This is a genomic window from Chryseobacterium sp. SIMBA_028 (assembly GCF_046535285.1).
GTDB lineage: Bacteria > Bacteroidota > Bacteroidia > Flavobacteriales > Weeksellaceae > Chryseobacterium.
The window spans coordinates 134,740-155,493 of record NZ_JAWRWZ010000008.1 but is presented as its reverse complement, the minus strand read 5'-3'; the positions used below and the strand labels follow the sequence as shown (position 1 = coordinate 155,493).

Sequence of the window (20,754 nt, the reverse complement as noted above, 5' to 3'; positions counted from 1 at the left end):
CTATTAATTGCATGTTATCTCAGTTTTAATAGCAGATTAAATAATGTTTATATTTCTGATACAATATTTTTTACTAATTTTAAACCCCGAAATCAAATTCATTATTCTTACAAGGCCGGTTTATTCTGAAATACCGTCAAAATAATGGGGAGAGGTTATTGGGAGAGGATATTTTTAATTAAATTCAACACATCAAAACTAAAATAGGATTATGAAAACAAAGCTATTGTTTGCTGTTGCAGCAAGTTTCCTTTCTATTACTGCATTTTCACAAAAGAAAAAGCAAGCGGAAAAACAACCCGCCAAGACGCAGGAAATGGCTGTTTATGCAGAGAAAAAAGGAAATGATTATTATCTGATCCGCTTGGAAAAAGATAAGAATATCCCGAATGTATATGTTTACTCCAACGGAATTATCCAACCTTATAAAACCTATACCGACCTTAAAGATATTGTATTAGAATTCCCTGGGATGATGCAATCTAATAATTCTACTAAAGAAGAGCTTGTATCTGTTCTTAAAAAAGAAGACCATTTCTACGAAATAACTTCACAGAGGAAAGACCCTAAGAATATTGAAAAAACGGTTGTTACCGTATATGAAGTGATGAATGGCCAAAAAAGAATTGTAGAAGAATACGACTCTATATATCAACTTATGGCTTCTCCTTATAAAGAAGCAATTTTCATTAATTAAAACAAAAAAATATAAATTATGCTAAACAAACTTGCTGCTTCAGAACTTGTTCTGAATGAAGACGGAAGTGTATACCACTTGAATCTTTTACCTGAAGATATTGCTGATAAAATCATCCTTGTGGGTGATCCGGACAGAGTGGCAAAGGTTTCAAAATATTTTGATACTGTAGAAATCAAAAAAAACAAAAGAGAATTCTATACGCACACAGGAACACTTCGTGGCGAAAGAATTACGGTAATGTCTACAGGTATCGGAACTGAAAACATTGATATCGTGATGAACGAGCTTGATGCCCTTGTAAACATCGATCTTCAAAACAAAGAGTTTAAAACTGAACATAAAGCCCTTGAATTATTCCGTATGGGAACATGTGGCAGTGTGAATCCTGATGTACAGGTTGACAATATGCTTGTTACCCAAAATGTAGTAGGATTAGACGGATTGATGCACTTCTATCAGGATTACAACTTCGAGAATGAATTTTCTAAGAACTTTCTGGAAAAATTCCCTTACGAAAGAATCAAGCCAATGCTTTATTTCTCAGACTGGGCAGAAGAAATGGGTGAATACTATAAGGATGCCAAATACCACGGAAATACAGCTACATTCCCAGGGTTCTATGCTCCACAGGGAAGACAGCTTCGTCTAAAGGCAGTGGATGATCAATTCCTTGAAACATTAAACGATCTTGGAATTACCAACTTTGAAATGGAAACCTCTGCTATTTATGCACTTTCAAAATTATTAGGACACAAGGCTATTACTGTAAACAACGTAATCGCCAATAGAAGACGTGGAGAGTTCTCTGCAGATCACCACGCTTCTGAAAAGAACCTGATCACTTGGGTACTTGATAGAATTATTAAATAGATATTGGGTTAATTCTCATCTTAAAATACAAGCCTTCGAATTGATTTTCGAAGGCTTTTTTTTGTAGGTTTTGGCCAAAGCCAATGGATTTTGCAGTTGTATGGATTGAGCGGGGAAAAGCCCATTTCTATTGAATGTTTTCTCTCGTAGATTTTGTGGATTATACAACATTTTATTGATGAAATTCCCGAGGATCAGGATATTGAAAAACATAGTCCAGTTCTGAAATTAGCTTAGAAGACAAAATTATCTTTCCTTTTAGTTCTGTTGCTTTCTCTGTTGTATCCTGAATACTTTTCTGTGCATTTATCACTTGCAATTTTGCAGGGTGAATTGGAGCTGTTACATTATAAAGTTTGGCTTCTGCACCTGTTTCAATCATCTTTAGGAGAATTCCGATAATATCAGCATAATGGATGTGATTTACGGCAAAGTCTAGATTGCTCACCTTATAGTTTTTTAAAAGCCTGTTATCTCCCATCAATCCACTTAATCTTAAAATATTGGTCTGTGGATACTTATTTCTAACCATTCGTTCTCCTGAAACCTTTTCCCAAGGCAGGTCTTCTTCTGTAAACTCTTGTGACAAGTCCGGATAAACACCGGTAGAACTCATTAAAAATAATTGTCCTTTATAATCTCCAATAAAGGAAGACAAGTTCTGAATTCTGTTGTATAAAGAACTTACACAGCAACTTTTTTCTGAAACCGGAATGGTAATTATTAGAGCATCCATGTTTTTTATCTCACCCCATTGTGGAATTGGATCTTTCAATTGATAATCTGCAAAACTTGCCACTACAGCATTCAGTCCTTGGGTATTCAGTTCATCAGCCTTGTCCTGTGTGGTTACGGTAGAATAAATTGTATACTTATCAGACATAGCGGCAGCAATTCTTGCTCCCAGCCATCCATATCCTATGATTCCTATTTTCTTCATATTTTAGAGGTAGATTGTGTTGATAATATTTCGTCCAGAACAGATTTTAAGTGTTTCTTCTTTTCTTCATCAAGATGAAAGCACATTTGAACAGCCTCCGGAATATGTTTAGCCTTATCTTTAAGAAGTTTCCCATCCATTGTAAGGTCAATAAGCACTACTCTTTCATCATCTATGCTTCGTGTTCTGCTTAGAAGCCCATTTTTTTCCATACGCTTTAGTAAAGGAGTTAGTGTTCCATTGTCCAGATGAAGATATTCACCAATCTTCCCTATATTCATTCCTCCATTTTCCCATAATATCAGCATAACCAGATATTGAGGATATGTTAAGGATATTTTATCCAGATAGGGTTTATATAAACCGGTCATATGTCTTGAGACGACATAGGTTTTAAAACACAAATGCTCCGAAAGCGTAATCATAAGCTCTTTTTTAATGTGTCAAAAATACTTAATTTATTTTGTGCACAATATTTTTGTTTACAATATTATTTTCAATAAAGAACTGATCAGAATGGGAATTATACCATATAATACATCACTACACTTTAGGGTATATTTACTCCTATTGTCACTTTTTTTACCGGAATCAATTTTTCGGTTTATATTTTTTGTTAATTTAGCAAAAGAACTAACTATTAAACATGAAAAGTACAAAACTATCTGATCTATCCATTGATGAATTAACCCAAGAAGAAAAAAAACGCTCTGCGATCCATCTTTTCTTTTCTATTCTTCTGGGGATAATGGTGGGTGCAGCCATGTATGCTACCACAAAAAAAGGCTTCAGTGCCATTACTACGCTCCCACTGGCCTTTATTCCACTATATCTGATCATAAGAAATAGCTGGCAAAGCGTACGTAAAGAAATTCAGTCGAGAAAGGCTAATTAAAAAGTTCTTATAACATGTACGATAAATGTTTAAACTGCAGCCAGCCTGTCTCTACAAAATTCTGTAGCAGCTGCGGCCAAAAATCCAGTACTCACAGGTATTCCTTAAAGCATTTTATAGAGCATGATCTTATCCATGGGGTATGGCATGTAGATAAAGGTATTTTGTTTACTGTAAAAGAATTATTTACAAGACCCGGAAACAGTGTACGTGAGTATATTCTGGGAAAAAGGGTCAATTATTTTAATTTCATCACCTTACTACTCTTAACAGCTACCATATCCGCAGTACTTTCACATTATTCCACCATAGAGTACAGTTCTTTGGTTTCTGAAGAGGGGAAAGCCTCTGTGGATTCTTTTGAAAATCTGGTAACCTCCTATCTTAAATTTTTTCTTTTACTTTCCATACCCTTTAATTCTTTTTTCAGTTATATATGGTTTAGAAAAGCTGAATTTAATTATTCTGAGCACCTTGTACTCAATTCCTATAAAACGGCTGCCGAAATGATTGCATCAATAGTACTTACTGTTATTGCATTATTTTTCAAAAGTACACCTACCCTTGTCAGTATTTATTTTACAGGATTCTGCCTATTTAGTCTTGGATATGGAATATGGTTCTATTCTCAGTTTTTCTCTCAATCCGGTTATTCCAAAGCCTCTTTAATTTTCAGAAGCATTATGATCCCTGTTTCATTTATGCTCTTTCAGTGTATAGTGGGGCTTATTTGGGGCTTTCTCGCATTAATGCTAAAATAATATTACGTTTAAAAAGACAATTCTTTTAATTTCTCCTAAATTTCATATAAAAAAGGCTTCCAAAGGGAAGCCTTAACACCATATCAACTATAATAAAAACTTATTATTATCAATTAAAATTCATTAATCATTACATAAAAATGACCAGAGTATAGGCTGTTTGCATTTCCTGAAATATTGGTAAGATTAACGATAATACCGGACGTTGAAGTCATCCTTGGATTAGATATTGAAAATGTTGAGTTACCAGCAAAATCTCCAGCCGGAGAGACAACAACAACTGCTCTTGTAGAACCTGGTTGAAACCCTGCAGGAATAGCTATTTCCAATGTTGTAGACTTTCCGGGAGGCAAATTATTGATTGATACCCCCGGCCATACTTCAAAAGTAATCTGATTTTTCTGTATACTACCTTTTTCTCCAAGTTTATATTGTCCGCTTACATCCAGTTTTGCGGAAGTGTTTGGAGCATCAGTTCCAATCCCTACATTAGCACTATTATTCCCTAAAACAATAGCATTGATCTGTGAAGTGGTTGCCCCATATCCTATTGCAGTAGAATATTGTCCCAAGGCATTAGCTCCAGAACCTACGGCAGTAGAGTTTTGTTTATTTGTAACAGCATTATACCCTAAAGCTGTTTCACTGTTTGTATTTGTCTTTGCATTATACCCCAGTGCTATAGATTGGAATCCTCCAGCCGAAGCATTATTTCCAATTGCAGTCGATTCATTTTTACTGGTCTGGGCATTGTATCCAATTGCTGTTGACTTAAAAGCACCTGCTGTTGATTTATTCCCTATGGCAAGGGCATCATTGGCAGAAACTGCTGCGGCACTTCCAATGGATATCCCCTGAAATGCAGAGCTTGAACTTCCAATGGCTATTCCGTTCTGACCGGCATTAGCGCCTGACCCAAAACTTACCGAATTATCTACCCCCAATCTACCCGCTGTTGTAGAATTCACCTTAAAAATAAGGTCATCCATGCTATTTGTTCCCAGAGAAAGACTTGTATTTGTTCCGTTATAATTACCACTGTTGGTACCCATTGTATTCCAACCCGTTACATTATCATTGGTATTAATATTTTTACCTGTATTGTCAGAAAGTTTATTCCACTTAGATTCAAACCAATAGTAAAAACCTGCATCCTGTAAGCTTCCGCTCCCATTATTCCAAACAATAAGTCCCTCTGCAGGAGATGGTACTGTAACGTTATCTGTTATTGAATTTAAGGCAATGCTTGGAAGAAGTACTCCCTTATCTTTTGAGCTTACATGAAGCATGGCTGAACGGTCAGGGCTAGATAACCCAATCCCAACCTGAGCATACCCAAAAAGAGTACACTGTAAAAAGAGAAGATTGAGTAATAATTTATAGTTTCTTTGCATCACCTATATTTTTCGGAGTGCAAAGATACGAATTTTCAATAAATTAGCAATTATTTTATCAAATTCACAATTAAAAACACACTACAGTGATTAAAACATCAATTACTCACCATACATTGAAAATTATTTAACTTCAATAAGTTACACAATCCTTTATCCATTAGCTTTTAAAGAAATATTCCATTTAACGGCAGAAATACACAATTATATAATTAATAAAAAACATCACCATAAATTGAATAAAAAGCATCAATTATTTTCTTACAAAACAACTTTCAATATGATCATTGACCATACCCGTGGCCTGCATATGTGCATAAACAACTGTAGAGCCCACAAACTTAAATCCTCTTTTCTTCAAATCCTTGGAAATAGCATCAGAAATTTCTGTGGTTGCCGGAACTTCGGATAATGCCTTAGGCTTGTTGTCGACAGGTTTTCCGCCTATAAAGCCCCAGATATATTTAGAGAAACTACCGAACTCCGTCTGCACTTCCATAAATTTTTGTGCATTAGTGATTGCTGACAGTATTTTAAGTCTGTTTCTTATAATTCCCGCATTGTTCATTAACTCTTCTATTTTTATATCAGAATAAGCAGCCATTTTTCTATAATCAAAATGATCAAAAGCTGTTCTAAAGTTTTCTCTTTTGGAAAGAATGGTATACCAGCTCAATCCTGCTTGAAAGCTTTCAAGAATAAGGAATTCAAATATCGTTTCATCATCATATACAGGTTTTCCCCACTCTTCATCATGGTATTTCCTGTACAGATCATCTTTTTCACACCATCCACAACGTATTTTTTCCATAATTATCATATTTTGTAAGATAAAGATAGGGTTGATTTAAAAAAGTATAACAAAAGATTATGAAAATTTTAACAGAGCTGTCAGATTTTAGGAATGGTTATTGTTAATTTAATGATACCAAACAAAATTTATAGTATTATGAACAATTCAGATTACAACAAAGCGGAAAATGCAGTAAATAATGTAGAAAATTCTTTACAGAATGCAGCAGACAACACCAAATGGAAAATCAATGAATTGGCAGATAAGGCCAAGGATTACCTTAATGAAAAACGAAATAATGATGAGGAGGCAAGTCAGGAGGATTGGCTAGACAGGGTAAAAGCTAATGTATCAGATGCCTGGGAAGACATTAAGGATAAAGCAGATGAGGCTTGGGAGAAAACCAAGGATGCAGCAGAAGATGTAAAGGCAGAATGGAACAAGAAAACCAATTAAAATTTCAGTCATATAAATATTTTCAAGAAAATGGAGTCTTATAATTGATAAGGCTCCATTTTTATTATGTCATAACCACAATTATTGCTACATTTGTATTTCAATAAACATTAAAAAATTATGTCATACGGTTTACTTAAAGGCAAGAAGGGAATTATTTTTGGAGCCCTTAACGAACATTCTATCGCATGGAAAGTTGCTGAAAGATGTCATGAGGAAGGCGCAGAGTTTATCTTATCTAATGCTCCTATCGCTATGAGAATGGGAGAATTAAATGCTTTAGCTGAAAAGACAGGGTCTGAGGTAATAGCTGCTGATGCAACTTCTATGGAGGATCTTGAGAAACTTTTTGATGCTGCTGTTGCAAAATTTGGTAAAATAGACTTTATTTTACACTCTATAGGAATGTCCGTCAATGTAAGAAAAGGGAAACACTATACAGATATGAATTACGACTGGTTAGAAAAAGGCTGGGATATTTCTTCTGTATCTTTCCACAAAGTAATGCGTCTGGCTTGGGAAAAAGACTGTATGAATGAATGGGGAAGCATCCTTGCTCTTACTTATATTGCAGCTCAGAGAACGTTCCCTGACTACAATGATATGTCTGACAACAAGGCATATCTTGAAAGCATTGCAAGAACTTTCGGATACTATTGGGGAGAAAGAAAAGTACGTGTAAACACAATTTCCCAGTCTCCTACTCCTACTACAGCAGGAAGTGGTGTAAAAGGTTTCGGAGGATTCCTTGGATATGCTGAAGAGATGTCTCCACTAGGAAATGCTACAGCTCTAGACTGTGCTAACTATTGTGTGAGTATGTTCTCTGATCTTACCAAAATGGTAACAATGCAGAATCTATTCCACGATGGTGGTTTCAGCAACTCTGGAGTTACTCAGAAAGTAATCAACAGATATGATGTGGAATAATTAATTACAGATCATTCGTTATAAAATTGAATCGGCGGCCTCAAAGAGGCCGCCGATTCTGTTTAAAATAATATTAATATGATGCTATAAAATTACAGTCTGTATAGAATGGGCAGGTGCATTCAACTTTGCAGCCATTCCCTCGATCCAAAGATTGGTTTCAATATCATTATCTGAATCATTCATAATTACAGTAACCAATTGTCCGTTTTCATTCATGAAAGCAGAAGATGTAAGCGCAGCTCTGTTGGAAGAGCTTCCTATTCTCTGCGCGTTAGGCTTAATATATTTTGAAACATGTCCAATGTAATAGTACTCATAGGTATAAAATACCTCTCCTGTTTTGGTATCCGCAATAATGGGGGCAAAACAGAAGTTTCCTTTGTGGTTCGGACCTCCGGTTTCATCTAACAGGATGTTCCAGTCTGTCCAGAGGGCATTTCCTTTATTAAAATCGTTCAGCATATTCTTGCTATACAGTTCTCCTAGGCTTACATCATAGATTTTATCCATTTTGAACTGTTCTTTACACCCTTCAGTGAATGCCAGAAATTTATCCGGAAAGGCTCTGTGGGTTTCTGCAAGGTTATCAAAAAGCTGGGTTTTATTGTTCCATGTTTCATACCAGTGGTAACCAATTCCGTGGGCATACTTTGACGTTTCAGGATCGCTGAGTGTTGTTGTTGCTCTTTGGTAAATCAGATCTCTGTTGTGATCCCAGATCATGACTTTTTTATCTTTATAACCATTTTTCCAAAGGGTTGGCCCAAGATTCTTCTTCAGAAATTCTCCTTCTTCTTCGGCTGTATAGATACAAGATTCCCATGATTGTGTAGCCATAGGTTCATTCTGAACGGTTAATCCCCAAACATTAATTCCCCTTTTTTCATATTCTTTGATGAATTTAATGTAATAATCTGCCCAAGTCTGATAATACTGATTTTCCAGTCTTCCACCCTTGTATAAACTTTTATTAGATTTCATCCAGGCTGGAGGGCTCCAGGGTGAGAAATAGAATGTAAAATTATTTCCTATTGCCTTTTGAGCCTCCTTAATCATAGGGATCTTGTACTTTTCATCATGGGCAAGGTTGAATGTTTTCAGGGAAGTATCGTTATCTTCTACATAAGTATAAGAATCGCTGGAGAAATCACAAGAATTCATATTGGTACGAACAACAGTATATCCCAAACCATTTTTTCCAAAGTAGGCATCCAGAATTTCTTTTTGCTTATTCTTTGGCATTTTGTAAAATGTTTCTGCCGATGCATCTGTAATGGCCCCACCAATTCCTATCAGTTTTTGATATTTAAAATCAGGTGCTACAAAAATACAGGCTTCTGTTTCTTTTGGCTGTCCAAATTTTTCAAATTTAACAGGACCTTTATCTGCCATTCTTTCATCAACCTTAGAATGGGTAAGAATTACCTTAGCTGTTTTTCCTTCATGTTTTTTCCAATAATTCTGGGCATTACCATTTACAGCAATACCTACTACAAAACAACTTACGATTAGTTTTCTCATGATTTTAATTTAAAAAATATATGTGGCTGCTGAACTCCCCGGAATGGTTACAGCAGCGGTTTTCCCCGCAAATTTAATATTAAAATTTTCATCTGCTTTATTATCGTTCTGAACAATTAAAACGGTTTTCCCTGTTGGAGTCTTAAAAGCTGCTGTTGATAAATATTTTGTCTGTGTTGAAGCAATACGCTGAGAGCCTGCAGGAACAAATTTAGAGGCATGAGCTATGATGTAGTAAGCAACATTTCTGGTGAAGTTTTCACTATCAGAAATGGTAATGGCTCCCTTACATTCCGTGCAGCCGCCATCTGTATGGGGTGCGTATTTTGGATCGTTAGCAAGGTTCCATTCCAAGGCAGTTTTGCTCCAGTTTCTCATAGAACCGATGATTACATTTCTCGTATGCCAGTTCAGATCTTCGTTAAAAGTTCCTTTTGAACCTGTCCATTGTTCTGTAAAATATAAGTTTTTATCAGGAAAAGCATCATGAACGGTACTTAGTGCTGAAATATCGCCTTCATATAGGTGAAAGGCAGATCCGTCTACATATTGATAGGCTTCAGGATCTTTTAGAATGTCAAGCGCATATTCAGGTTTGTTGCAATTGTGGTCGTATACAACAATTTTGGTTTTGATATTATTCGTTTTAAAAACGGGACCTAAATGACCTTTGATGAAATCTCTCTGTTGATCAGAAGGCATATACAAACTTGGATTATTTCCAGGATGCAAAGGTTCATTTTGAGGAGTAATCGCATCAATGGTAATCCCCTCTTTCTTCATTCCCTGAATATACTTTACAAAATAATTGGCATAGGTTCCATAAAATTCAGGCTTTAAACTTCCTCCTTTTGACTTTCCGTTATCTTTCATCCAAACCGGAGCTGACCAAGGAGCAGCGATGATTTTAATATGAGGATTGATGGTCAGAATTTCCTTCAACATCGATATTAAGGCTTTGTCTTTTGCCAAACTAAATTTTGAAAGAGAAGCATCAGTCTGTCCTTCAGGCAAATCATCATAGGAAAATACTTCACCATCAAGGTCTGAAGCCCCTATGCTTAATCTTAAATAACTGATCGAAATAGAGTTTTTATCGTTGCCAAAAAGTTCATGAAGCAATGCTTTTCTTTTTGCCGGAGACAAACGATTGATTACCTCAACACTTCCACCCGTCAACGTATACCCAAAACCGTCAACATATTGAAACTTCTGGGTATCGTCAATTTCAATATTCTGAAAGTTATTGGTATTATTTATAAATCTGACGGAAGTCTGAGCTTGTAATTTTATACTTTCGTCGCCTTTTGTAAGCCAATACTGGATTTCATTTCCTTTATTGGAAGTAACAGATGTACACGATAAAGGAAAAAGTGCCACACCACTAAGTAGTGCGGCACCTCTAAAGAAACTATATAAGTTGTGAAACTTCATGTTTAGTAACCTGGGTTTTGAGTTAGGTTTTGATTATTATCTCTTCTTCCCTGAGGAATTGGCCATAACAATCTGTTTTGGTTAATGTTCGATGCATATGGAAGCACATTTCCGGTTTCATCTTTTTGCTGGGAAAGAATTGAAATTGTAGTTCCGGTTCTTTTCAGATCAAACCAACGGTGTCCTTCAAATGCCAGTTCTAATTTTCTTTCTTTAAGGACCTTTTGCATTCCATCCGTTTCAGAGGAAATGGAAATAGGAGTAAGTCCTACTCTTGCTCTTACCTGATTAATATATGCTGCTGCTCCGGTAAAATCCCCCATTTTTACGGCAGCTTCTGCTTGTAGCAAAATAATATCTGCATATCGAAGAATATAAAAGTTTTGAGTTCCATCTGTTTTCCTCATCTTATACATAAAAGGATAATGACTGTTGTCCGTCCAGTATTTATCTGACCATGAAACCGCTGAAAACTTGACAGTAGCATTAAGTCTTTGAGTATCTCCCTCATCATTAAAGGTCTTCACCAAATCATTTGTGGGAACATTAAACTTCTTCCAGTCTGTTCCATAAAACATAGATGCTCCCCACGCCCACACCGTTCCTGCATTTCCATCTGCTTCAAAGATAGATTCAGCATTTGCTTCGTGGTTTCCATCAAAAAGTTGGTCATAAATAGGAAGCAAACTAACCCCTGAAATATTGGAAGCATATTGTTTTACTTTGGCCCAATCCGGATTAGGTTTAGTAGCATAGGCCTTTGCCAGTAATCCATAGGCAAGGTTTTTATTGGCCCTATATTTTTCATTCTCTGCAGGGGCATTGGCAATAGCATTTTCCAGATCAGAGATAATCAGTTCATAAACTTCTTGAACAGATTTTCTTGCCGGATACACCTGATTGTAAACCTCATCAAAATTATCTGCGTTTACCCCAATTACAGCCTTGGTGATCAGAGGAACTTCTCCCCATAACTGCACAGCATGAAAATAATATAACGCTCTGAAAATAGCTGCTTCAGACTTCATTTCCGCTTTTCTTGCTGATGTAAGAGCAGGATCCTTAATTTCATCCACATAATTAAGGATCATATTCGAGTTATTAATGAATCCATACAAATACTTCCAGTCTCTTTCAATATTAGGATTGGTAGAAAGAATACGATATTCATCCTGCTGAAAATTCTGCACATTGTCTGCTCCAGCATAAGAAACTTCTGTTTGGGCATCTCCATTGAAGAAATAATCTAGCTGCCAATATTCATTTCCAAAGGCAGTATAAATAGCATTCATTCTTTTATCTGCATCATCTTTTGTATTTAAAGGATTTTCAATGGAAACAGCATCTTCCGTAATAGGTTCCGTATCTAAAAAATCATTACAGGAAATACTTGTCATAAGTATTGACGCCCCAAAAAGATAATATATTGCTTTATTGATTTTCATTGTAAATAGTTTAGAAATTAGCTTTTAATCCGATGATAAATGTTCTTACCTGAGGATAGGTTCCATAATCAATTCCAAAAACAGATTTATCTGCACCTGAAGTTCCTCTGTTTGGACTGAATGCGTTCACTTCAGGGTCCATACCTGAATAATTGGTAATCGTAAAAACATTTTGCCCTGTAACATATACGTTAAGTTTATTAACTCCCTTGAAAGGACTCATAAAATTGTATCCTAATGTAACAGCTTTCAACTTCAGGTAGGAACCATCCTCAACAAATCTGTCTGAGATCACTTGTGCAGATGCTGAATTAGCACGTGGCACATCCGTAATTTGCCCAACAGTTGTCCAACGGTTTAATACAGCTGTAGATTGATTTTTATAATCATTCATCAACTCCAGATCAAACCGAGTTGCGTTGTAAATATCATTTCCTACAGAACCTGTTACCAAAACATCCATATACCAGTTCTTCAATGTAAAATTATTACTGAAACCAAAAGTATATTTTGGATTTGGATCTCCAATTACCGTTCTGTCATCTACATCAAGGTAACCATTGCCATTTACATCTTTATAAACTAAATCACCTGTATTAGGATCTACTCGGTCTACTTTATATCCATAAAATGAACTCAATGACTGACCGGGTTGAAAACGCACAATCTTACCACCTACGCTCTCCATGCTCACCGCATCTATTGTCTTAAGATATTTTTCAAATTCAACTACCTTATTTTTAGCAAATGAGATATTAAATGAAGTATTCCATGTAAAGTTTTCATTTTTAATATTCACGGTATTTAACGAAAATTCCAATCCCTTATTTTCTAAGGTTCCGGCATTTCTATATATTGGCGCTACCAATTCTCCCATTACATAAGGGAAAATCAAGTCTGTAGTTTTTCTTCTGTAAGCATCTGCTGTAAACCTAATTCGGTTATTCAAAACAGAAAGGTCTAAACCAATATTGGTGTCTGTTGTTGTTTCCCAGGTTACATCACTGTCATACTGCTTCAGTTCATAATTGGGTACTCCATTCGACCAAAAGGGATCAAATATGTTAAAGTGAGAATAGGCCGGTACTCCGGATACATTTCCCGTCTGTCCCCATCCTCCTCTCAGTTTTAATTCACTGATGATTTTATTATCTGCAAGGAAATCCTCCTTAGAGATTAACCAAGAAGCTGAGAATCCAGGGAAGAACCCCCATTTTTTACCAGAAGCCAGTCCTGAGTATGCATTTTCACGAAAAACACCCATTATGGTATATTTACCAGCATAGGTATACATTGCACGTCCAAAAAAGGATGGAGTTCTAGCAATTTCCTTATGCTCATCACGCCCTTGGGTTGTAGCTTTATCATAATCAAAATTTATAGTTCCCAGTGGAAATCTTTCTCCTGAAAAATATTGGGTTCTGATACTTTTCTGGCCAATCTGTACACCTCCTAACAATGAAAGGTCATGAGCTCCTCTTTTTAAAGTATAAGTTAAAGTATTTTCAAAATTATATTCCTGATACAGATAGTATTCTTGGGAACCAATTCCGAATTTTGATCTTCCGTAACTTGTTTGATACCCATCTGTAAATTTAGTATTTCTGGAATCTGTCATATCAAATGAGATGCTTGGTTTCCATATAAGATTGTCCAAAATTTTCACCTCAAGACCTAAATTCCCCAAGAAACGCTGGGTTAATGTTTTATCTTTCCTGGATTGATAAGCCACAGGGTTTTCCCATGAAGACTGGTAAGGATTAGGCCCAAATTGTCCTATGTTATACCCATCTTTGATCTGTCCTGTTGTCTGATCATATACAATAGCATCTGTTGGATTAAAATTAACCTGATTTCCATATACCGGTAAAAAGGTTGGTGTATTAAGAGCACTTAAAACCACTCCGCCTCTTGCTGTACTTAGATTATCGTTTGTATTGGCAAGTGATGTAAAAAAGTAATTAACGGTCGAATTCAACTTTAACCATGGTGCAATAGCAGCATCCAAATTTACCTTTACTGAAGTTCTCTGAAATTTCGAAGGTTTAATGATTCCCGATATATCCTGATATCCAAGCGCTGTGTACGCCTTTACCTTTTCATTTCCGAAAGAATAATTAACATTGTAATTTTGATCAAATCCTGTCTGAAAGACTTCTTTTCTCCAATCTGTATCAATGCCTGCATATCTTGGATTATTAACAGTAGAAAGATAATCGGAGCCACCATTTTTTTCAATATCTGCCAGTAATGATTTATATTGATCCAAATTCAAGACATCAATATTCTTTACTGTTTTTGAAACTCCCCAATAGGCATTAAAAGTCAGCTGAGGATGCCCTTGCTTTCCTTTCTTGGTAGTAATGATCACAACTCCGGAAGAACCATTGATTCCATAAATTGCTGTAGAGGACGCATCTTTTAGAATCGTCATATCGAGAATATCATCGGTATTGATCCCGCTTATGTCATTGGTCTGTATACCATCCACCACATACAAAGGGCTTACAGATGATGAAATAGAGTTATTACCTCTGATTTTAACCTCTATCCCTGCTCCTGGCTTTCCAGAAGCCTGGGTAACATTCACTCCTGCAGCCTGCCCTTGCAATGCTTGTCCTACACTGTAAATAGGCCTATTATCAAAGGCATCTGCTTTTACAGTAGAAACAGCACTTGTAAGATTCTGCTTTTTAACCCCTCCATACCCTATCATTACAATTTCTTCTATTTTGTTTTCTTTAGAAACCGTGTCCTTCTTGGTCTGGGCACTGAAGTTGGCCGTAAAATAGAGGACGGCAATCACTCCTAGGCTTCTCGATATTCTTACATTCATATACAGCTATTTGTTTTAATTCTCAAATTGAGACAATAAAAATATATTATTTTTCATTTAATTAACATTAGATTCACAAATATTTTAATTTTTCGTTTATTATTGAGGGTTAAAAGCCATATCTTAGCACCTATAATTCATAAAAAGTTATAAAAATTCATAAAGCTAATCCCCAAAATGACCGCCAAGATCTCCCATATTTCCCTTCCGTTAAAATTGACTTTCCTGATTTTCTCAATGGTTTTAAACTGTATGGGGCTTATTATCCTACAGCTTTCAGAAGCTAATATCACCTATGGAGAACTGGGATTTCTGGAATCTTTTAAGGATCTTCCCATTGCTTTTATCTCTCTTTTTGCTGTAGGATTCATCAATAAAACCGGTGCAAAAAAGGCGTTAATCTCTGCATTGGCCATTGTAGGACTATGTTCTTGCCTCCTCCCGTTCATCGCTGATTTTTGGTTTTACAAATTATGGTTCGCCATCATCGGAGCCTGTTTTGCTATTGGTAAAATCTGTGTATTTGGAATCATTAGGAATAATATTTCGGATGAAAAATCTCTGGCAAAAACAATGAATAGCGTGGAAGCCTCCTTTATGATAGGAATTTTTGTAGTGAATACCGGTTTTGGATGGCTGATTTCAAGCCAATATTCGGAGTTCTGGAAATTTGGGTTTCTACTGATCGCCGTTTTATCCGCAGTAACCATATTTCTGATTTCAAAGATAGAAATATCCGAGTCTAAACCCTTGGAAAATAAAAGTATCTTCACTGAACTGTCCGGATTTACAACTCCTGTTGTAGCTTTATTTCTGGGTGTTGCTTTCTTTATTGTGTTTGTAGAACAGGGTTTCAACTCATGGCTGCCCTCCTTTTACAAAAACCACTTAAAGGTTAATTCATTTTTTGCTCTTCAGGCTACTTCTTTCCTTTCTCTTTTTTCATATGCAGGGAGAACAATTACCGCCAATGTCATTCGCAGGTTTTCATTATCAGGCTACTATATTTCATGTATATTTTTAATTATTGCCTTGTTGCTTACCATTTTAGGAATTCAGTACTTTGGTTCTGAAGATTCAAGGCTGATTCTTTTCTTATTTCCTGTAATAGGATTATTTTTATCGCCACTCTACCCTGTCATCAATTCAAAAATGATTGCACAGGTAGATAAGGAAAAGGTAAACCTATTCACTTCTCTTATTGTTATTTTCTCTTCCCTGGGGAGCTCTGTAAGCTCTATTATTATGGCTGTACTCTTTGGGAAGCAACTGTTAAACTTTTATCCATTATATATTTTATTTTCTGTAATCATTCTTTTTATAATTAGTTTGGTGTATTTTAACGTCTCAAAAAGAATATATAGAAAATAGTTTTATTTTTACAACCATGAAAATCAAAGACACAAAGAACAAAGAAACACTTCGGGAACTTATTGACACAAAGGACTTCGTTGCCCATATCTCTGTTGACTGTACTATATTCGGCTTTCACAATAATATTCTGAAAGTATTGTTATTAAAGTATCATGATCTGGACCTGTGGTCACTTCCGGGAGGTTTTGTTTTTAATGATGAGGATCTGCGGGAAGCCGCAGAGAGAGTACTTTATGAAAGAACACATCTTCAGAATTTATTTTTAAAGCAATTTCATACGTTTGGAAGAATTGACCGTACAGAAAATAATGTACATCAAATCCTGCTTAAAAATAAGGGCATAGAAGTACCGGAAGATCACTGGATTTTTCAAAGGTTTATTACTGTAGGCTACTGTAGTCTTATTGATTTTTCGATAACAGATACGTTTCCGGATGCTTTCAATGAAAGCTGTGAGTGGTTCGAGGTCAGTAAGTTGCCTAAAATGGCATTTGATCATGATAGAATTATAGAAACCGGTTTGGAATATCTGAGAATGAATATCAATACTGAAGTGGCGGCCAGTAATCTTCTTCCTGAGAAATTTACAATGAAGGATCTTCAGGCTCTTTATGAAACTATTTTAGGTCAAAAATTCAGAAGAAATAACTTCCAGCGAAAAATTTTAAGTCTTAATATTCTGGACAGACTTGAAAAGCTATATGACGGGTCAGCCAACAAGGCTCCCTACCTGTATAAATTTAAAAGTGAGGTTCACAATGCGACCAACCAGTACCCTATCTCCAATGATGAGGAGGTCTAAAATGTGAAATTTATCTCTTAAATAGAGAAAACCTGAATTATCTCTTTGAAAACCAGCATTAATATAAGTTTTCAAAAAAATTTTTCAAACACCACGAAAAATGTTATTTTTAACAAAATCAAAAAATCATGTCATATTATCCTCTTACAAGCATCCCCGATTATTATGGAATTGATGCTTTACTTACTGAAGAACACAAACTGATCCGCCAATCTGTAAGAGACTGGGTTGAAAGTTTTGTAATGCCGCAGATTGATCAGGCAGCCCAAAATCATACAGATCTTCCGGGCTTAATGAGAGAATTGGGGAAAATTGGAGCATTAGGTCCCTATATTCCTGTTGAATATGGCGGTTCCGGATTAGACCAGATTTCTTATGGTCTTATCATGCAGGAATTGGAAAGAGGAGATTCTGCAGTACGTTCTGCTGCTTCTGTACAAAGTTCTTTGGTGATGTTCCCAATCAATGAGTTTGGTTCTGAGGAACAGAAAAAGAAATATCTTCCGAAGCTTGCTGCAGGAGAAATGATTGGTTCTTTTGGATTAACTGAACCGAACCACGGTTCTGATCCAAGTTCTATGGAAACCTACTTTAAGGATATGGGAGACCATTACCTTTTAAATGGTGCTAAAATGTGGATCACAAACTCTCCTCTTTGCGATATTGCAGTAGTGTGGGCAAAGAATGAGGAAGGAAAAATACAAGGATTAATTGTTGAAAGAGGAATGGAAGGCTTCACAACTCCGGAAACACACAATAAATGGAGCTTAAGAGCTTCCAAAACAGGTGAATTGGTATTTAATGATGTAAAGGTTCCGAAAGAAAACCTACTTCCGGGAGTTACAGGATTAAAAGGACCTTTATCTTGTCTGAATTCTGCAAGATATGGAATTTCATGGGGAGTAATTGGTGCTGCTATTGACTGCCACTGTACTGCTGTTCAATATTCTAAGGAGAGAAAGCAGTTTGGTAAACCAATCGGTTCTTACCAGCTTCAACAGAAAAAATTGGCTGAATTCTTAACAGAGATTACAAAGGCTCAATTATTATGTCTTCAGCTAGGAAGTCTTAAGAATGCACACAAAGCTACGCCTGCACAGATTTCAATGGCGAAACGTAACAACGTAAAAATGGCGATTGATATTGCAAGAGAATCAAGACAGATTCTTGGAGGAATGGGAATCATGGGTGAATTCCCAATGATGAGGCATGCTGCCAATTTAGAATCAGTAATTACCTACGAAGGAACGCACGATGTTCACTTGTTAATCACTGGTTTGGATATTACAGGAATCAACGCTTTTTAAATAAAGCCCACAATAAAATAAAAGAGTCTGATCTAATGATCAGACTCTTTTATTTTACTCACATTTTAGAGAATTGATATTCAATGAATAGCTATTGATGTCTTAATATTTTTGTGGATTTGATAAAACTATTACCTTAATACCACTTAAAAGACAACGATATGAAGAAAATCACTACTTTTCTATTAGGACTTACGGCTCCGTTCTATTTTGCCCAGCAGGCAGGCGACGTAGTAAGCGCTGAACAAAAACTGGATTTAACTCCGCAAGGCGTTATTAATTTTATTGCCAATAACCTTGGTGAACAAGATGCTCCAGACTTTGCAAGTTATCTCAATAGCTTCAATGTAGGTTTAAAGGGTTACAAAATTACCTATTACACCAAAAATGAAAATAATGTCCTTGTAAAAGCTACCGGACTTCTTATGTATCCTAATGTAGGCTATAAACTCTCCACTGTTGTATCTGATCACGGAACTACTGACAGCAGACAGAATGTTCCCTCTAATTTTAAAGGGGCTTTAACTGCCGGATTTGTAGTTGAACTATCCTATGTCCTCAATGGTTATATTTTGATGGCCCCTGACTATGTAGGGATGGGATCAGGAGATGGTGTTCATCCTTATGTAGACTATGCTACCGAAGCTGGTGCCACCATAGATTTTGTTACGGCAGCTAATAAAGTATTGGCACAATTGGGTATAAAGCGTTATGATGAATATTTTTTGGCCGGATATTCTCAAGGGGCGCACGCAGCAATGTCTACCCTAAAAAGGTTAAGTATTTCTAATCCCACCAATCTGAAATTTAAGTATGCTTACATGGGAGACGGACCTTATGACTTCTCCGGAGTTACCTTGAATAAAGGAGTTTTAGAAAAAGACTTCTATCCGTTTACTTCGTTTCTTGCCAATGTTCTTCATACCTGCAACAATACAGGATTCAAAACTTATAATACAGATATTTCTGAGGTAATCTCTGCAGAATATCTCGATAAATACAACTATCATGTGGTTCAGGATAACGGAGGTTTATTATGGGGACCCGTGATCTGGAAAAAGCTTTTCACCAATAATTTCATCAATGATGTTACCAATAATCAGAACAACAAGCTTAGACAATGTATGAAGCCTAAGGATGTATATGATTGGCACAACAAAACTCCGATGACCTTGGGCCATTCTACTGTTGATCTAGCAATACCTCCTGAAAATACCTCCAAAACCATTGATGTGCAAAGAGGATATTACGCCTGGTGGGATTTGAATAAATACAAACTGGATTCTTTTTACTGGGGACCCATAGGCCATGTTGGAGGGATACTCCCGTTTACATTAGCATCCAATGCCAAATTCAATACACTAAGAAGCGGAGGACTTCTTAATCAATGGGCTATAGCAGGATCTATTTTTGGTAAGCAAGCCGCAAACAGTGCAGATCAGGAAACCCCTCCTCTATATTCTTCTCAAATAAAACCTGATCTTGGAAATATGGAGCTTCTTGAAATCACAGATTTTAATAAAGAAAAAGCAGTCAGCAGATCCACCGCAAACCGCAGTCTTTCTTCTTTAGAAGATGGAGTCTATCTTCTAAAAGTATCGGAAAACAATGAAAGCAAAATAATACCGTACATTAAAAATACACCACAGGAAGTCGCAGAAAACGAGATTGTACAATCAGAAAACAATGCTGTTTTGAAATTAAAGATCAATCAGGATGAACTTTCTTCCATCAATATCTTTGACGAGAACAAGTCTCTGGTTAAAACTGTTTCTAAAGATCAGTATCAGAAAAATGATGGGATCAGTCTACAAAACCTAGATTCCCAAAAGTATACATTTGAAGTGGTAACCTCCTACTACAATCTACAATTCAGCAAGTCCCTTGGAAAATCCTCAGAAAACAATGCAGATATCTTTGCTCAAAACCGACAAATCAAGGCCAGAGCTAATAGTGATATCAAAAACATCAGCATCTATAGTATTTCCGGAGCTTTAATTCTTCAGCAGGACGTTAATACTCTCCAATACGAATCTAGAAGTCTGGATTCTGGAGTGTATGTGGTACAGGTTATTCTTTCTAATGGAAAAACAATTAATAAAAAAGTTAAATTATAACATCTAATCCATTTTCTATAAATATCATTTCAAGTTAATTTTTGCACTCCAGCAATGGGGTGCTTTTTATTTTTGAAAATCCGTTTCAATTTGTAATGCCCCAATGCCGCAGGCTCTTATTTTCCCATAAAACCAAAATAACTCTAAAAAAAATAATTGGAAATATTATTTAAAAC

At 36.0% G+C, this 20,754-nt stretch carries 18 protein-coding genes; 10 read left to right on the top strand and 8 right to left on the bottom strand.

The features are described from left to right. The first annotated feature begins 211 nt into the window (after positions 1 to 211). Entirely contained in the window at positions 212 to 697 is a 486-nt protein-coding gene (locus SCA31_RS12425; protein ID WP_410697318.1) for a hypothetical protein, read from the top strand. An 18-nt stretch (positions 698 to 715) separates the two neighbouring features. After that, a complete protein-coding gene (locus tag SCA31_RS12420; protein ID WP_123940045.1) occupies positions 716 to 1,570 on the top strand; it encodes a nucleoside phosphorylase in 855 nt (284 codons plus the stop codon). A 172-nt stretch (positions 1,571 to 1,742) separates the two neighbouring features. Here the strand turns inward: SCA31_RS12420 and SCA31_RS12415 are convergent, their stop codons facing one another. Beyond that, entirely contained in the window at positions 1,743 to 2,510 is a 768-nt protein-coding gene (locus SCA31_RS12415) for a hypothetical protein (protein WP_410697317.1), read from the bottom strand. Beyond that, a complete protein-coding gene (locus SCA31_RS12410) occupies positions 2,507 to 2,935 on the bottom strand; it encodes a MarR family winged helix-turn-helix transcriptional regulator (RefSeq protein ID WP_410697316.1) in 429 nt (142 codons plus the stop codon). Before SCA31_RS12410 ends, SCA31_RS12415 begins: the two co-directional genes overlap by 4 nt. 221 nt (positions 2,936 to 3,156) lie before the next feature. On the opposite strand from SCA31_RS12410, the gene SCA31_RS12405 reads away from it, so the two are divergent. Continuing rightward, positions 3,157 to 3,405, top strand: coding sequence for a hypothetical protein (locus SCA31_RS12405; protein WP_410697315.1), 249 nt, complete (start codon positions 3,157 to 3,159; stop codon positions 3,403 to 3,405). 14 nt (positions 3,406 to 3,419) lie between these two features. Continuing rightward, positions 3,420 to 4,166: a DUF3667 domain-containing protein gene (locus SCA31_RS12400; RefSeq protein WP_410697314.1), complete on the top strand. Its 747-nt coding sequence runs from the start codon at positions 3,420 to 3,422 to the stop codon at positions 4,164 to 4,166. Between the two features lie 113 nt (positions 4,167 to 4,279). Here SCA31_RS12400 and SCA31_RS12395 read toward each other — a convergent pair whose 3' ends face one another. Together SCA31_RS12395 and SCA31_RS12390 are read right to left on the bottom strand one after the other, a co-directional pair. Beyond that, complete coding sequence (locus SCA31_RS12395; RefSeq protein WP_410697313.1) at positions 4,280 to 5,560, bottom strand: hypothetical protein; 1,281 nt, start codon at positions 5,558 to 5,560, stop codon at positions 4,280 to 4,282. A gap of 253 nt (positions 5,561 to 5,813) precedes the next feature. Then, entirely contained in the window at positions 5,814 to 6,371 is a 558-nt protein-coding gene (locus tag SCA31_RS12390; RefSeq protein ID WP_410697312.1) for a DNA-3-methyladenine glycosylase I, read from the bottom strand. A 138-nt stretch (positions 6,372 to 6,509) separates the two neighbouring features. Between SCA31_RS12390 and SCA31_RS12385 the strand changes: the two genes are divergently transcribed. Beyond that, the gene (locus SCA31_RS12385) at positions 6,510 to 6,809 is read left to right on the top strand and encodes a hypothetical protein (RefSeq protein ID WP_106915950.1); all 300 of its coding nucleotides are present in this window, start codon (positions 6,510 to 6,512) and stop codon (positions 6,807 to 6,809) included. A gap of 120 nt (positions 6,810 to 6,929) precedes the next feature. Further along, a complete protein-coding gene (locus SCA31_RS12380) occupies positions 6,930 to 7,739 on the top strand; it encodes an enoyl-ACP reductase (RefSeq protein WP_076355701.1) in 810 nt (269 codons plus the stop codon). A gap of 84 nt (positions 7,740 to 7,823) precedes the next feature. Here SCA31_RS12380 and SCA31_RS12375 read toward each other — a convergent pair whose 3' ends face one another. From SCA31_RS12375 to SCA31_RS12360, 4 genes are read right to left on the bottom strand one after another with little or no spacing between them, the layout of a single operon-like run. Then, positions 7,824 to 9,263 (bottom strand): glycoside hydrolase family 30 protein, encoded by a 1,440-nt coding sequence (locus SCA31_RS12375; RefSeq protein ID WP_410697311.1) that lies wholly within the window; start codon positions 9,261 to 9,263, stop codon positions 7,824 to 7,826. A gap of 9 nt (positions 9,264 to 9,272) precedes the next feature. Then, positions 9,273 to 10,697, bottom strand: a complete 1,425-nt coding sequence (locus SCA31_RS12370) for a glycoside hydrolase family 30 protein (protein WP_410697309.1) — start codon at positions 10,695 to 10,697, stop codon at positions 9,273 to 9,275. 2 nt (positions 10,698 to 10,699) lie between these two features. Then, positions 10,700 to 12,142: a RagB/SusD family nutrient uptake outer membrane protein gene (locus SCA31_RS12365; protein WP_410697308.1), complete on the bottom strand. Its 1,443-nt coding sequence runs from the start codon at positions 12,140 to 12,142 to the stop codon at positions 10,700 to 10,702. A gap of 10 nt (positions 12,143 to 12,152) precedes the next feature. Continuing rightward, entirely contained in the window at positions 12,153 to 14,978 is a 2,826-nt protein-coding gene (locus tag SCA31_RS12360) for a SusC/RagA family TonB-linked outer membrane protein (RefSeq protein ID WP_410697306.1), read from the bottom strand. A gap of 177 nt (positions 14,979 to 15,155) precedes the next feature. Between SCA31_RS12360 and SCA31_RS12355 the strand changes: the two genes are divergently transcribed. From SCA31_RS12355 to SCA31_RS12340, 4 genes are all read left to right on the top strand, one after another. After that, entirely contained in the window at positions 15,156 to 16,349 is a 1,194-nt protein-coding gene (locus SCA31_RS12355; RefSeq protein WP_410697304.1) for an MFS transporter, read from the top strand. Between the two features lie 16 nt (positions 16,350 to 16,365). Next, positions 16,366 to 17,154: an NUDIX hydrolase gene (locus SCA31_RS12350; RefSeq protein WP_109619391.1), complete on the top strand. Its 789-nt coding sequence runs from the start codon at positions 16,366 to 16,368 to the stop codon at positions 17,152 to 17,154. Positions 17,155 to 17,282: 128 nt separating this feature from the next. Further along, positions 17,283 to 18,461, top strand: coding sequence for an acyl-CoA dehydrogenase family protein (locus SCA31_RS12345; RefSeq protein WP_410697301.1), 1,179 nt, complete (start codon positions 17,283 to 17,285; stop codon positions 18,459 to 18,461). 161 nt (positions 18,462 to 18,622) lie between these two features. Further along, entirely contained in the window at positions 18,623 to 20,578 is a 1,956-nt protein-coding gene (locus tag SCA31_RS12340) for a T9SS type A sorting domain-containing protein (RefSeq protein ID WP_410697299.1), read from the top strand. The last annotated feature ends 176 nt before the right edge of the window (positions 20,579 to 20,754 follow it).

Coding starts and splice junctions, on each gene's coding strand:
- SCA31_RS12425 (WP_410697318.1), top strand. CDS start 212: ATGAAAACAAAGCTATTGTTTGCTGTTGCAGCAAGTTTCCTTTCTATT.
- SCA31_RS12420 (WP_123940045.1), top strand. CDS start 716: ATGCTAAACAAACTTGCTGCTTCAGAACTTGTTCTGAATGAAGACGGA.
- SCA31_RS12415 (WP_410697317.1), bottom strand. CDS start 2,510: ATGAAGAAAATAGGAATCATAGGATATGGATGGCTGGGAGCAAGAATT.
- SCA31_RS12410 (WP_410697316.1), bottom strand. CDS start 2,935: ATGATTACGCTTTCGGAGCATTTGTGTTTTAAAACCTATGTCGTCTCA.
- SCA31_RS12405 (WP_410697315.1), top strand. CDS start 3,157: ATGAAAAGTACAAAACTATCTGATCTATCCATTGATGAATTAACCCAA.
- SCA31_RS12400 (WP_410697314.1), top strand. CDS start 3,420: ATGTACGATAAATGTTTAAACTGCAGCCAGCCTGTCTCTACAAAATTC.
- SCA31_RS12395 (WP_410697313.1), bottom strand. CDS start 5,560: ATGCAAAGAAACTATAAATTATTACTCAATCTTCTCTTTTTACAGTGT.
- SCA31_RS12390 (WP_410697312.1), bottom strand. CDS start 6,371: ATGGAAAAAATACGTTGTGGATGGTGTGAAAAAGATGATCTGTACAGG.
- SCA31_RS12385 (WP_106915950.1), top strand. CDS start 6,510: ATGAACAATTCAGATTACAACAAAGCGGAAAATGCAGTAAATAATGTA.
- SCA31_RS12380 (WP_076355701.1), top strand. CDS start 6,930: ATGTCATACGGTTTACTTAAAGGCAAGAAGGGAATTATTTTTGGAGCC.
- SCA31_RS12375 (WP_410697311.1), bottom strand. CDS start 9,263: ATGAGAAAACTAATCGTAAGTTGTTTTGTAGTAGGTATTGCTGTAAAT.
- SCA31_RS12370 (WP_410697309.1), bottom strand. CDS start 10,697: ATGAAGTTTCACAACTTATATAGTTTCTTTAGAGGTGCCGCACTACTT.
- SCA31_RS12365 (WP_410697308.1), bottom strand. CDS start 12,142: ATGAAAATCAATAAAGCAATATATTATCTTTTTGGGGCGTCAATACTT.
- SCA31_RS12360 (WP_410697306.1), bottom strand. CDS start 14,978: ATGAATGTAAGAATATCGAGAAGCCTAGGAGTGATTGCCGTCCTCTAT.
- SCA31_RS12355 (WP_410697304.1), top strand. CDS start 15,156: ATGACCGCCAAGATCTCCCATATTTCCCTTCCGTTAAAATTGACTTTC.
- SCA31_RS12350 (WP_109619391.1), top strand. CDS start 16,366: ATGAAAATCAAAGACACAAAGAACAAAGAAACACTTCGGGAACTTATT.
- SCA31_RS12345 (WP_410697301.1), top strand. CDS start 17,283: ATGTCATATTATCCTCTTACAAGCATCCCCGATTATTATGGAATTGAT.
- SCA31_RS12340 (WP_410697299.1), top strand. CDS start 18,623: ATGAAGAAAATCACTACTTTTCTATTAGGACTTACGGCTCCGTTCTAT.